The following is a 13,861-nucleotide window of genomic DNA, read 5'->3' as shown; positions in this document are numbered from 1 at the left end:
TTTTATATTATTTTAAAGTAAAGAATTCCGCTAAAGGTCCAAGCGCCAACGCAGGGAAGAACGATAAAGCAGCGATAATTGCGATTACGGCAAAAGTCATGATTCCGAAAATTGAGGTGTCGGTTTTTAAAGTTCCTGCACTCTCTGGAATGTATTTTTTACCTGCCAGTAAACCTGCAATTGCCAATGGACCAATGATTGGAATAAAACGGCTTAGCAGTAATACGATTCCTGTAGTGATATTCCAGAACGGATTATTGTCTCCCAAACCTTCAAAACCAGAACCGTTATTGGCAGCACTTGAAGTATATTCGTATAACATTTCTGAGAATCCGTGATTACCAGGATTATTTAGCCAGCCTGTTGCATTTCCGCTGAACCAGTAACCCATTGCAGTATCATGCGCAGCAAAATAGGATGCTAAAGCAGTTCCTGACAATATTAATAAAGGGTGAAGAATGGCAATAAAAGCGGCAATTTTTACTTCCCGAGCTTCGATTTTCTTACCTAAAAATTCAGGAGTACGACCTACCATTAATCCGGAGATAAAGACAGCCAGAATAATGAAAACATAGTAGTTCAAAATACCAACACCGCATCCGCCGTAAAAGGCATTTACCATCATAGATAATAATTGCATAGCGCCAGAAATTGGCATAGAACTATCATGCATACTGTTTACAGAACCTGTAGAAATTACCGTTGTAGCAATACTCCAAAAACCTGAAATTGCTGGACCAAACCGAACTTCTTTTCCTTCCATCGCTCCGGTTGTTTGTGCAATGCCCATTTTCTCAATAGCAGGATTTCCGTTGATTTCACTCATAACTGTTGGAATTACTAACAATAGGAATCCAACTGTCATTACTCCGAAGATTATGTAGGATAGTTTTCTTTTCTTTAAATAAAAACCTAGAGCAAAAATCATCGCAAACGGAATAATCATTTGTGCCCAAAGTTCAACTGCATTTGTGAAATAAGTCGGGTTTTCTAATGGATGTGAGGAGTTGGCTCCAAAAAAGCCACCACCATTTGTACCAATATGTTTAATAGCAATAAAGGCTGCAGCAGGTCCGCGAGAAACTTCTACGTGATCACCCTGAAGCGTTGTAATAGCATCTTTACCTTCAAAAGTCATAGGTGTACCACTAAAAACTAATGCGATAGCTACAATTGCTGAAAGCGGTAATAAAATACGAGTACAGCTTTTGATGAAATAATTATAAAAGTTACCCAATTGTTCTGTCGTTCTTTCTTTCATTGCTGTAAAAATCATAGCGGCAGCCGCTAATCCAATACCAGCAGAAACAAATTGAAGGAACATCAAGACGATTTGTGAAAGGTAAGAAACCCCGCTTTCGCCTGAATAATGCTGTAAGTTACAATTGACTAAAAATGAAATAGCAGTATTAAATGCCAAATCCGGTGTCATAGACGGGTTGTTATCTGGATTAAGAGGTAAAGAACCCTGAAATAATAAGACAAAAAAGCAAAGAAAGAACCAAACCATGTTAATACTTAAAAGTGCTTTTAAGTGTTGTTTCCAGTTCATTTCTTCAGCCGAATTAATACCGCTGATTTTAAAAATAAATTTTTCAATTGGATTGAAAATCGGATCAAAAAGGGTTTTATCTCCCAAATAAACTTTAGCAATATATTTTCCTAAAGGAATAGCTAAAATAATGGTTAGGATAAAAATACCAATGACGCCTAATAATTCTGTGTTCATAATTTTTATATTTTTTAGTGAAAGGTGAGAGGTGATTTGTAAAATGAATTGATGAATAAAATTTAAGTTTACATTTCACATAAAGCATTTCACTTTTTACATGATTTAAAATTTTTCGGGTTTGATTAATACATAAATCAAATACACGAAAACAGCGATTGAAATAATAAATAATGCGGTCATGATTTAGATTTTTTCAAAAAATTCAATAGAGAGAAAACAAATTGCAAACAGCACGATGGCCAGTCCGAGTAAAAGAAAAGTGATCATAATATTATTTTAGATTTAAGATTGTAGACTTTAGATTTCAGATTTTTTCGATTAAACTTTAGACTCCCGAAGTATTAACCTGCTTAATGTATTCTGCTTTAAGTGTTTGAGGAAATAGATGAGAAATATTGCAGTGGCGCATTTCCATAAAAGAAGAAACCGAAAAAACATACACATTAGAAATGGCATTTTTAGTTTCGATGCTTCCGGTTATAAACAAACGTTCGGCAAGAGCCAGACATTTCTTCGCTCTTACGATATTGCCCGAAATAATAGATTTTTTGGTTATCTCAGCAAACCGTTCGGCTTGTTTGTAGATTGAGGTTACTTGATTTTTCATTTGGAATGAATTTTTAATGTTCTCCCTCCTTATGCCAAAATATGTTCCGAAAAAATCAAGTTATAGCTAAAGTGCTGTCAATAAAAGGAATGTAGCTGTGTGCCAAAAATCAGGCACAAAAAAAGCCTATCAAAATGATAAGCTTTTATTGAAATGATAAGATTTATGTTGAGAATCAACGTTTCCTGCAAGGTTTTCAAAACCTTGTAGGTATTCTATTTAAGTTTAAAGCTCAAATTATTTAAAATCTAAACCTACAAGGTTTTGAAAATCTTGCAGGATTACAGCTGTATATTGTACTCTTCTAGCTTGCGATATAAAGTCGCAATTCCAATTTTTAATAATCGTGCCGTTTCAGCTTTATTTCCTTTCGTATAATTTAAAACCTTTTGAATATGAAGTTTTTCAACACTCTGCATAGAAAAAGCTGACATTGGTTTTGAGTTTTTTTCGGCTTGGTGCTGCATTTCATAAGGCAGAACATCCGAAGTTAAAGTATCACCATTGCTCAAAATAACAGATCTTTCGATGATATTTTTAAGTTCACGGATATTCCCCGCCAGGAATAACTTTCTAATTTTTGGAGAAAATCATCAGAGATATGTAATGTTTTTTTATTTGTTTTTTCTGAAAATTGCTTAACGAAATAATGAGTCAATACGCCAATATCTTTTATTCGTTCTCTTAAAGAAGGCAATTTTATTTCGAAAATATTTAAACGAAAATACAAATCAGAACGGAAACGATGTTCATCACTTTCTGTTTTTAAATCTCGGTTTGTAGCTGCAATTAATCTGAAATTTGATTTTTTTGGAGTGGTATCACCAACCGGAATATATTCACTTGTTTCTAAAACACGTAATAATTTAGCCTGAAGATCAATTGGCATTTCACCAATTTCGTCTAAGAATAAGGTACCGCCATGAGCTTGTTCAATAAATCCTTTTTTATCTTTTATTGCTCCTGTAAAAGCGCCTTGCTTATGACCAAAAAGTTCGCTTTCTAAAATTTCTTTACTAAAAGTACTGCAGTTTAGAGCTACAAAAGATTTCCCAACCCGATTACTGTTTTCATGAATTGCTTGTGCAAAAACTTCCTTTCCAGTTCCAGTTTCGCCGGTAAGTAAAACAGTTGAATCAGTTTTTGCTACTTTTTGGGCTAGATCAATAACTTGTTCAAGTCCTTTTGATTTTCCAATAATTGTATTAAAGGAATATTTATCATTAATTCGTTTTTCCAGTTGTTCTACTTTTTTCTGTAAATGAACTTTTTCAATTGCTTTATAAAGAAGCGGAATAATTTTATCATTATCATCGCCTTTTACAATATAATCGAAAGCACCATTTTTCATTGCTTGAACGCCGTCAGGAATATTTCCAAAAGCAGTTAGCAGAATAACTTCTGTAAGTGGAAAACTTCCTTTTATGTTTTGAAGAAAATCAACGCCATTTCCGTCAGGCAGTTTCACATCACACAAAACAACATCAATATCCGTTTGTTCCAGTTTTTTAAAACCGGATTTTAAATCTTTGGCTTCAAAAACTTCAAATCCTTCCGATTTTATAATACGTGCCAATAGACTTCTCAGTTTTTCTTCGTCGTCTATAATTAAAATTTTGTGTGTCATTTGCAGATAAGCTAAAACCGAATTGGTATTTTAATCTACAAATTTAGTTTTAAAATCAGTTCTCTTTTTTGATTCAGAAGAAATTATTTTAAGAGTCGAATCTAATTGTGCAAGTTTAGAAATTAAAGAAGATGAAAAAACAACTCACAAAGAGATGTTGATTCAATTGAAATAAAAGTTTTTAGCCACAGATTAAAAGGATTATTTGGATTTTACTTTAACACAAGCAAAAAAATCATTCTAATCCTTTTAATCTGTGGCTAAAAAAAATAATTCGTGGAAATTAGTGGAATTGCTTCGCCAGTTCGCTATCGCTCGGGTAATGGCAAAAAAACTAATCAATCTCCTTTTCGTTGTCTTTTATAAAAGTGTCAATATTCATTAAATACGGATCAATAACAATACGTTGAGGTTCTGTTTTCAGTTTGATTTTCCCTTCAACTTTATTGTTTTTGATAGTAAAAGGATAAAGAAGCAATTTTCCGTTTTCATCATAAATTCCAATATCTATTGTGGTATCATTATCAATTTGTCTACGTTCTCCGGTAGCATTTTCCTGATACTTTTTAGAATAAGCTTTAAAAGAAACCTCATAAAAACCATTCTTTTTATTACTTGAAACAGATTCTATTTTTGAGGAATAGGTAATAATCTGCTTAAACATTTCGTCTAGTTTAGAATGCAGCTTTTTATCTGTAACAGCATAAATCTCTTTTAATAAACTTTCAGAATCAGGAAACGGATTTGGGTATTTATAATGATTCAGAAAATTTTTCAAAGCCAGATTTACTTTTTCTTCACCAATTAAAACTCGAAGTTGATGCATTACCAACATTCCTTTATCATAAGGTAAATGTGGTGTATCGTAATTCGTTTTATACAAAGGCGTTTCAGGATCATAACTTCGGCTGCTCAGATATAAATCCAGATGAATTTTTAAAGTTTCGAGCGCTTTTTCCAAACCATGTTCTTTTTCATACAACATCAACTCGGTGTATTGCGCCAAAGTTTCGGTTAAAATCCAGCTTCCTTCTTTTTGTTCCGGACTTATTTGTGAATTTCCCCACCATTCGTGCGACAATTCATGCGCGGTTAATTGATTAATTACATCTTCTTTATCCTTATTGTCGAGGTTGCTGTAAAACCCAAAATTCTCTTTCATAAAAACTGTAGACGGATAAGAAGTCGCAGCAAATCCATCCGCGAAAGCAGCAACTTCGGCATAACGAATTGCTTTATAAGGGTACTTACCAAAATTACTTTGGCAGTAATCTAAAGTATTTTTTACATCCTGAATGAGTTTTTTGATGTTTCTTGAATGTCTTCTATCATAAAAAACTTCAATCGAAACGCCTTTATAATTCGTTTTTTGAATTTCATATTCAGCAGATGAAAAAGCAAAGCGAAACGGAATCCTACCGTTAGATTTATAATGAAAATAATTACGATTGTCTTTTTTCCAGTTTCCAATTAAATCTCCAACACCAATTGCAGTTTGATTTTTAGAAGTCGAAACCACAGCATCATAATCAACAAAATCATATCTAATTTCCGATTTATCTTCCAGTTTTTTAAGAGGTGTCTGTGGTTTCAAATGCCTTTTTGCCCGCTCTTTTTTACTGCTGATTTCATTCGATTCCTGATAACCAAAAAGCGGAAAGTAACGGCTTATTCGCATAAACGATCCATTTTCAATTATAGAATTAAAAGCAGTATGTCCTTTAAATGGCGACCACGAAGACTCAAAAGAAAAACTCATTTTCATTTTCTGTTGAGGTTTCAAAGGTTTTACTAAGAGAGACCAATAATGATGAAATGTTGAAACATCATCCAGGTTTTTAGAATTCGGAATTTCAACAGAAGTCAGCTTTGAATTTCGATCTATATATAGGAGTAAACTATCAATTGATTTTTCAGAATTATTGATCAATTCATAAACGCCTTTTACTTTATAACGATTTTCATCAGGAAATAAATCAACTTTACTTTTTACAGAAATAATCGTAGGTTGAGCAAGATTGATATATTTTTTAAATTGAGTTTCATATTGCTCGCTCCAGTTATTCTGATCGTCTTCGGTCAAATATGGATATTCGATATTCGTTTTATAAAAAAGATAACTTCCAAAACCAATAAAAAGAATAATTCCCAAGAAGAAAGTTACTTTTTGAATGCCATTAAATGAATTTCTTCTAAAAGCTTTTACGATTGAAGCATTTCTTTTCCATAAAATTCCAGTCAAAGTAAGAAGCAGTAAAGCCAATCCGAAATTGTACAACATCGAAATATGAAACGGAAAAGTATATTTTCCGAAACCATTCAAATCAAAATATTCTCTTTTAAAAGCATCTCCAAATCGCAGTAAAGGATGCGAAATTCCCAATTGTTCTCCAATTCCCGTACAAAACAAAATGCAGACAAAAGCAGCAACCGAAAGTCCGATGTATTTATTTTTAATAAAAGTCTGAATCGCAATTACTAAAATTGAGATCAACAACAACGGAAAACCGAGATAATAAAACAAAGAAAGATAAAGACCAATTTCGATTGGAGCATTCGCATTCGCAATCTGAAATGCACATCCAATTAAAATACTAATACTAATAAGGATTAATGGAATTATAAAAAGTGTTGTCAATTTTGCCAGTAAAACTACAAATTGAGAATAAGGAGCGGTATTTTCCAACATTTCAAATCTCGAATTCTCGCTTCGGTTTAATAATTCGCTGCTGTAAAAAAGAAGAATCAAGATCAGAATAAAAGGCAGGCGATCCATTATAGTGGAAATCATCAAAGCCGTATCCGTAATTTTTTCCGCTAATCGAATTCCGCCGTCAATTTCATCCGAAATTTCGATTACCAATAATCCCGAAAATAAAAGAACAATCAATAAAAACGGAATTCCTTTTATAACCAAAAAAATATCCAGTTTGATATTACTTCTAAAAACAGCAAAATTATGCGTGAAAGTTTTAAACTCGATGTTTTTTGGAATTTCCGAAGAAAGGATTTTTGCTTCTTTTGAAATAGTTTTTGGCGTTTTTATCTTTTTGGTTTTTGTTTTTCTGAAGGAAAACAAGCGATAGGAAACAAAAAGTAAAAGCAGTGAAACCGAAATCCACAGTATTCTATTGTATAAAAAGTTTCCTGAAAGCGAAACCAGTTCGGTATTTTTTTCAATTGCAGTCCAATATCTCGTTTGTTCTAAAAATGCTGCCAAACCAAACGGATCTATTTTTGCCGCCAAAGACATGGCTTTCGCCGAAGAAGGAGAAGCATTTGCAAATAAAGGCGAATTAGAAAAAATAGAACCCGCAATATATAAGATGTAGATTAATAAACCGCCAACATAAATAAAAAGTTTGCTTCGCGTAAGCCACGCTAAAGCGGTCAATATAGAAAGGCACAGAAAAATATTCGGAATCACAATTACAAAATACGGCCAGAGATAATTTATAATTTCAAAAGGACCAATTTCACTTTTAGAAAGCCACGACATTTGATGTCCAACAATCATTCCGACGATAAATATTCCAAAAGAAACTACGGCGATTATAAATGCGGTAATAAATTTTGGAGCCAAATAATGAAACTTAGAAATAGGTGAGGAGAAAATAATCGAATCAAATTTCGTTTCATATTCCTTTAAAAAACTCTGCGCGACTTGAAGCGTAATCGAAAATATTGTCATCAACGAAATCAGACCAATCGCATACGTAAGCACATACGGACTATTTTTGTGAGCTCCCGAAAAAGAGAAATTCGCAAAAGCACTCACAAAAAATCCTAAAACCAAATAAATGATAAACGTGGCATAAAAAGTCCAGCTTTTGGTATTGTTATGCCATTCAAATTGAATTAATTTAGAAAGCATAACACTAATTTTTAAGTTGATTTTGAGCTAAAACACTAAAATAAACATCGCTCAAATCTGGCGATATCAATTCAAAACCAGAATCTGGTCGTTCATCCGAGAAAACATGAATATTGATTTTTCCTGAATTTAAATTTGAAGAAATGATATTAAAGTTTGATTGATGATCCTTCAGTTCTGTTTTCTGAATCGCCTTCATCCAGATTTTTCCTTTTAAAGAATCGATTGCTTCATTTGGTTTTCCTTCCAAGATCAATTTTCCGTTAGAGATAATGGCCATTTTAGGGCATAAATCACGAACGTCTTCTACAATATGCGTCGATAGAACTACAATAATGCTTTCGCCAATTTCGCTTAGCAAATTATTAAATCGGTTTCTTTCCTCCGGATCAAGCCCCGCAGTAGGTTCATCCACAATAATTATCTTCGGATTTCCCAACAAAGCCTGCGCAATTCCAAACCTTTGACGCATACCACCGGAAAAAGAATGAACCGCCTTGTCTTTGTGTTGCAATAAATTAGTCTGCTGTAATAAATACAAAATTTGATCGTGACGTTCCTTTTTATCAACGATTCCTTTTAAAACCGCCAAATGATCGAGCAGGCGATAAGCAGAAATTTTAGGATAAACACCAAATTCCTGTGGCAGATACCCCAAATTTTGCCTGATAAACATTGGATTTTCCAGAATATTAATTCCGTTAAATTCAATAATTCCAGCAGTTGGTTCCTGCAAAGCGGCAATAGTTCGCATTAAAGTCGATTTTCCGGCGCCGTTTGGACCTAGTAAACCAAACATTCCGTTTGTAATTTCAAGCGATAAATCGTCAATCGCTTTTGTACCGTTCTCATACGTTTTGCCGAGATTTTTGATTGATAAACTGTTCATTTTTTGATTGATTTTGATGATTGAATTAAACTATGATTTGAAAAAATTAGGCAATAGAATACCTGTCGGCTTCAAAAACCGATTTAATAAGAGTGAAATAAGATTTAAAAGAAAGCTATTCTGCCACGTATTCTAAAATATCCCCGGGCTGGCAGTCCAATATTTTACAAATAGCTTCGAGCGTATCAAACCGAATTCCTTTTGCTTTTCCCGTTTTTAGAATCGATAAATTGGCAGGTGTAATATCTAGTTTTTCTGCCAACTCTTTACTCTGCATCTTGCGTTTGGCAAGCATTACATCAACATTTACAATTATTGGCATAGTTATATAAATAAGTCTTGTTCGTTCTGAAGGTTTAAACCTTGTTTAAAAATGGCTGCTAAAAAATAAGCAAAAACACCGAGCATTCCGTGTAATAATATAAAAAGTGAAACTTCATTATCCAGCGGAACAAAAAAGAAAGCTACAAATATTACAATACTCGGAATTAATAAATTGGATAAATAGAAACGCCTTAAATGAGAAATTCCGTTTGAAGTAAATAATTTAGGCTGAAAGAATACTTTAAAAACATTACTACTCAATAAAAAGAAAAGTCCGTACAAGCTCAATGGAGCCAAAAAATCAAAAAGAATATAAGGGAGATTGTAATCACCAAGCATTAATGGATGAGAAGTAAAAGGATAACAAACCTGAAAATACTTTCCGTTATCCTTAAAAGTCAAAAATAAACCCGTCACCAAACTAAAAACAGAATATGCCGCTAAAAAGAAATAAACGACAGACAAAAATCGGGTAAAGTAAAATAATATTTTAGATATAATATGAGTTGTCTTCATATATTAAAAAGTTAGATTGATATTGCAAATGTATAATTAATTATCGTAAAACAATAATTAATTATTAAAAATTACTCGTTTTAAGTATTTTAAGAATATTATAATTCAATTAACATAAGAAAACAAAAGGCATCCGTATAAATGAGTTAATTTTGCATATTAGCATTTTTTTATATGAAAAACCCAATTTCAGTCTCATTATTAGAGCTCGCTATCATCACTCAGGATAGTAATGCCGCAGAAACATTTCAAAAAACAAAAGATATAGCGCAATTAGCAGATACTTTAGGATACAAGCGATTTTGGCTTGCAGAACATCACAATATGGCGCACGTTGCAAGTACGGCAACGGTGGTTTTAATTGGTTATGTGGCAAGTCAGACAAAAAATATTCGAGTAGGTTCTGGCGGAATCATGCTTCCGAACCATTCTCCTTTAGTAGTGGCCGAACAATTTGGAACCCTGGAAACGCTTTACCCAAACCGAATTGATTTAGGTTTAGGAAGAGCGCCGGGAACAGATCAGCCAACCGCCGAAGCAATTCGGAAAGACTTTTTTGAGCAGGCGCAGCGCTTTCCGCAAAACGTAAGCAAACTTCAAGAGTATTTTTCAAGTGAAAATGAAGCAGGAAAAGTTCGTGCATTCCCAGCCGAAGGCTTAAAAGTCCCAATATGGATTTTAGGATCAAGTATGGAAAGTGCAGCTTTGGCAGCAGCTTACGGATTGCCTTATGCTTTTGCCGGTCACTTTGCGCCAAAACTAATGATTCAGGCGTTTGAGTTTTACCGCGAAAATTTCCAGGCTTCAGAATATTTAGACAAACCAAAAACAATGGCTTGTGTGAATATTATTGCGGCAGATACAAACGAAGAAGCAGAATTATTGTCTACAAGTTTGTATCAAATGTTTTTAAATTTAATTAGAAACGACCGTAAAGGTTTGCAGCCCCCAGTTCCGTCATTAGACGATATTATGGATGAAGCAGAACGTTTCCATGTCAACCAAATGACAGCCGGAACCTTTACAGGAAACAAAGAGCAATTAATAACCGACTTAAAAAAGTTTATCAACTATGCAAGAATCGACGAACTAATGGTAACAAGTCCAATCTTTGATCATCAGGCAAAACTAAAAAGCATTCAAATCACAAAAGAAGCAATCGACAGCCTAAATGAAAGTATACATATATAAGTATACTATAATAAAAGTAGATTTTATTCTCATAACCCGACAGGTTTTCAAAACCTGTCGGGTTTGTTTTTTGTACATATATATGTATAACATTATAATTGCGTCCCAATTCACCGTAGAGACGCACAGCAGTGCATCTACGTTGCGTATAATAAGTATCTCCAAAGAAAATCTAATTCGCCTATACCTAATATATATAGTAATGTCCGGCTGAGCGAAGTCGAAGCCTTTTTAAGTTTGGAATTTGGACTAGAGCGACAGCGAACAGGCGAAGCAATTTAAAAAATTTGGGATTTGTTTTTAATAAGGAGCTGATCCTGCTATCCGCTTCAATCTTTTTGCGGCAAACCCCGCCGCAAAAAGGATTTCCTCTTCTATCAGGGCTAGGAGATCAGTTTTCGGAAGAAATTCAACGAAAGAAAAGACGTTTCGAGAAGAAAAAAAGAAAACTTAGCGCCTTTGTGCCTTTGTGAGATTAAAAATAGATGTATGAAATAAGCCTTCGTGTCTTAGTGTCTTCACGGCAGAACCAGATAAAGCGAGGTGAAATGGCTTAAAATATCTATAACTGCAAAAGAATCAAAAAAACTTTATGTTGTAAAAGACAATATACCAGTGGTTTATAAAAAAGATTAAAAATAGTTTGCAAAAAGGCTTGTGTAACTGGAATTGTTGTGTACTTTTGCACCCGCAACAACGACAAACGTTCCCTGAAATACTGACAAGCTGCTAAATCAAACGGAAAGAAATTTTCGAAAAAAAAGATTAGAAAAAGCTTGTGAGATTTAAAAACGGATGTTACATTTGCACCCCGCAAAACAGGGAAAGTTCATTGACGGATTGGTAAATTGGGAAGTATGAAATGAAAAGAAATTTTCAAAAAAAACTTCAAAAAACATTTGCCAGTTAGAAATAAGTTTTCTACTTTTGCACCCGCTTTGAGAGACAAGCGAAACAAAAAGAAATACACGTTCGTAGACATATTGAATTGACAGCCGTTCCGATGAAAATCGGAACAAAAGAATAAGAGTAATAGAATTGAGAGATTCGAAAAGAACCACTAGATAATACATCGCAATATAATATAAAAAATATACGATGAAGAGTTTGATCCTGGCTCAGGATGAACGCTAGCGGCAGGCTTAACACATGCAAGTCGAGGGGTATATGTCTTCGGATATAGAGACCGGCGCACGGGTGCGTAACGCGTATGCAATCTACCTTTTACAGAGGGATAGCCCAGAGAAATTTGGATTAATACCTCATAGCATAGCAACTTCGCATGAAGTCACTATTAAAGTCACAACGGTAAAAGATGAGCATGCGTCCCATTAGCTAGTTGGTAAGGTAACGGCTTACCAAGGCAACGATGGGTAGGGGTCCTGAGAGGGAGATCCCCCACACTGGTACTGAGACACGGACCAGACTCCTACGGGAGGCAGCAGTGAGGAATATTGGACAATGGGCGCAAGCCTGATCCAGCCATGCCGCGTGCAGGATGACGGTCCTATGGATTGTAAACTGCTTTTGTACGAGAAGAAACACTCCTACGTGTAGGAGCTTGACGGTATCGTAAGAATAAGGATCGGCTAACTCCGTGCCAGCAGCCGCGGTAATACGGAGGATCCAAGCGTTATCCGGAATCATTGGGTTTAAAGGGTCCGTAGGCGGTTTAGTAAGTCAGTGGTGAAAGCCCATCGCTCAACGGTGGAACGGCCATTGATACTGCTAAACTTGAATTATTAGGAAGTAACTAGAATATGTAGTGTAGCGGTGAAATGCTTAGAGATTACATGGAATACCAATTGCGAAGGCAGGTTACTACTAATGGATTGACGCTGATGGACGAAAGCGTGGGTAGCGAACAGGATTAGATACCCTGGTAGTCCACGCCGTAAACGATGGATACTAGCTGTTGGGAGCAATTTCAGTGGCTAAGCGAAAGTGATAAGTATCCCACCTGGGGAGTACGTTCGCAAGAATGAAACTCAAAGGAATTGACGGGGGCCCGCACAAGCGGTGGAGCATGTGGTTTAATTCGATGATACGCGAGGAACCTTACCAAGGCTTAAATGTAGATTGACCGGTTTGGAAACAGATCTTTCGCAAGACAATTTACAAGGTGCTGCATGGTTGTCGTCAGCTCGTGCCGTGAGGTGTCAGGTTAAGTCCTATAACGAGCGCAACCCCTGTTGTTAGTTGCCAGCGAGTCATGTCGGGAACTCTAACAAGACTGCCAGTGCAAACTGTGAGGAAGGTGGGGATGACGTCAAATCATCACGGCCCTTACGCCTTGGGCTACACACGTGCTACAATGGCCGGTACAGAGAGCAGCCACTGGGCGACCAGGAGCGAATCTATAAAACCGGTCACAGTTCGGATCGGAGTCTGCAACTCGACTCCGTGAAGCTGGAATCGCTAGTAATCGGATATCAGCCATGATCCGGTGAATACGTTCCCGGGCCTTGTACACACCGCCCGTCAAGCCATGGAAGCTGGGGGTGCCTGAAGTCGGTGACCGCAAGGAGCTGCCTAGGGTAAAACTGGTAACTAGGGCTAAGTCGTAACAAGGTAGCCGTACCGGAAGGTGCGGCTGGAACACCTCCTTTCTAGAGCCTCGAATGTTAGTGCTTGCACACGTTGAGGAAAAAAGATGTGAATCGAATGGATCTGAATATTAAAATTCAATTACTCTTGCTGTTAATTTAAAAATAATGAAAATTAAGTAAAACAGAGTCTCGTAGCTCAGCTGGTTAGAGTACTACACTGATAATGTAGGGGTCGGCAGTTCGAGTCTGCCCGGGACTACTATTTAACTTAAAACAAAGGAAATTTTAGAGGTTGAGACCTTATGAGCAATAATTCATAACTCATAACTAATAACTCATCACTAAGAAAATGGGGGATTAGCTCAGCTGGCTAGAGCGCCTGCCTTGCACGCAGGAGGTCAACGGTTCGACTCCGTTATTCTCCACGATTTTAGTCATAAAGATTAAAGTCATAAAGTCCAAAGTGATTCACTTGACGACTTTTGACTTTTGACCTTCGACTAAATAAAGTTCATTGACATATTGAGATAAGAAAATAATAAAAAGTAGAAA

The 13,861-nt window shown here is 35.6% G+C and carries 8 protein-coding genes, 2 tRNA genes, 1 rRNA gene and 1 pseudogene; 4 read left to right on the top strand and 8 right to left on the bottom strand.

The window, feature by feature from the left end; translation table 11 throughout:
• Positions 1-7: 7 nt before the first annotated feature.
• The 8 genes and pseudogenes from kdpA to OLM51_RS18170 form a co-directional block, all read right to left on the bottom strand.
• Positions 8-1,729 carry a potassium-transporting ATPase subunit KdpA gene (gene kdpA, locus OLM51_RS18205; RefSeq protein ID WP_264552012.1) on the bottom strand — a complete coding sequence of 574 codons (1,722 nt, stop codon included), beginning with the start codon at positions 1,727-1,729 and terminating at the stop codon, positions 8-10.
• A 105-nt stretch (positions 1,730-1,834) separates the two neighbouring features.
• The gene (kdpF, locus tag OLM51_RS18200; RefSeq protein ID WP_073099479.1) at positions 1,835-1,912 is read right to left on the bottom strand and encodes a K(+)-transporting ATPase subunit F; all 78 of its coding nucleotides are present in this window, start codon (positions 1,910-1,912) and stop codon (positions 1,835-1,837) included.
• A gap of 145 nt (positions 1,913-2,057) precedes the next feature.
• Entirely contained in the window at positions 2,058-2,339 is a 282-nt protein-coding gene (locus tag OLM51_RS18195) for a hypothetical protein (RefSeq protein ID WP_264552011.1), read from the bottom strand.
• Between the two features lie 281 nt (positions 2,340-2,620).
• Positions 2,621-3,966, bottom strand: a pseudogene (locus OLM51_RS18190) (sigma-54-dependent transcriptional regulator).
• Positions 3,967-4,300: 334 nt separating this feature from the next.
• Positions 4,301-7,840 carry an ABC transporter permease/M1 family aminopeptidase gene (locus tag OLM51_RS18185; RefSeq protein ID WP_264552010.1) on the bottom strand — a complete coding sequence of 1,180 codons (3,540 nt, stop codon included), beginning with the start codon at positions 7,838-7,840 and terminating at the stop codon, positions 4,301-4,303.
• Positions 7,841-7,844: 4 nt separating this feature from the next.
• Positions 7,845-8,729 carry an ABC transporter ATP-binding protein gene (locus OLM51_RS18180; RefSeq protein ID WP_264552009.1) on the bottom strand — a complete coding sequence of 295 codons (885 nt, stop codon included), beginning with the start codon at positions 8,727-8,729 and terminating at the stop codon, positions 7,845-7,847.
• A gap of 115 nt (positions 8,730-8,844) precedes the next feature.
• Complete coding sequence (locus OLM51_RS18175) at positions 8,845-9,051, bottom strand: helix-turn-helix domain-containing protein (RefSeq protein WP_012024053.1); 207 nt, start codon at positions 9,049-9,051, stop codon at positions 8,845-8,847.
• 2 nt (positions 9,052-9,053) lie between these two features.
• Positions 9,054-9,569 carry a DUF2975 domain-containing protein gene (locus OLM51_RS18170; protein WP_264552008.1) on the bottom strand — a complete coding sequence of 172 codons (516 nt, stop codon included), beginning with the start codon at positions 9,567-9,569 and terminating at the stop codon, positions 9,054-9,056.
• Between the two features lie 174 nt (positions 9,570-9,743).
• Between OLM51_RS18170 and OLM51_RS18165 the strand changes: the two genes are divergently transcribed.
• From OLM51_RS18165 to OLM51_RS18150, 4 genes are all read left to right on the top strand, one after another.
• A complete protein-coding gene (locus OLM51_RS18165) occupies positions 9,744-10,760 on the top strand; it encodes an LLM class flavin-dependent oxidoreductase (protein WP_264552007.1) in 1,017 nt (338 codons plus the stop codon).
• 1,095 nt (positions 10,761-11,855) lie between these two features.
• A 16S ribosomal RNA gene (locus OLM51_RS18160) occupies positions 11,856-13,369 on the top strand.
• A 125-nt stretch (positions 13,370-13,494) separates the two neighbouring features.
• Positions 13,495-13,568, top strand: a tRNA-Ile gene (locus tag OLM51_RS18155).
• 92 nt (positions 13,569-13,660) lie between these two features.
• Positions 13,661-13,734: transfer RNA gene (locus OLM51_RS18150), tRNA-Ala, on the top strand.
• Positions 13,735-13,861 lie beyond the last annotated feature (127 nt).

Source organism: Flavobacterium sp. N2038, assembly GCF_025947185.1.
Lineage (GTDB): Bacteria > Bacteroidota > Bacteroidia > Flavobacteriales > Flavobacteriaceae > Flavobacterium.
The sequence above is the reverse complement of the archived record's forward strand: the minus strand, read 5'-3'. Positions and strand labels throughout refer to the sequence as shown.